The 270-nt window shown below is 68.5% G+C and carries 1 protein-coding gene; it reads right to left on the bottom strand.

Annotated features, from left to right (window positions below; genetic code table 11):
* On the bottom strand, positions 1–270 hold a 270-nt coding region (locus tag KDK95_RS34940), incomplete at both ends, for a rhomboid family intramembrane serine protease (RefSeq protein WP_212522637.1).

Here is a 270-nt window from a genome sequence, read left to right as displayed (position 1 = left end):
AGGACGATCGCGCCGAAGATGCCGGAGAGCAGGCCGGTGAGGTGGCCCTGCCAGGAGATGTGCATCGTGTTCACCTCGGCCGAGGGGTAGAGCAGCACCAGCGTCCACTGGTAGTACACCGCCACGGCGACGCCGAGTACGAGCTGCCAGACCGCCTGCCAGAGGGACTGGGCGAAGAAGCCGCGGGCGACCAGGTAGCCGAGGTAGCCGAAGATCAGGCCGCTGGCGCCGACCATGGTCACGTCGGACGGGCCGAGCAGCCAGTAGCCG

It is taken from the genome of Actinospica acidithermotolerans (assembly GCF_018139625.1).
GTDB lineage: Bacteria > Actinomycetota > Actinomycetes > Streptomycetales > Catenulisporaceae > Actinospica > Actinospica acidithermotolerans.
This window is presented reverse-complemented; position numbering and strand designations above follow the sequence as displayed.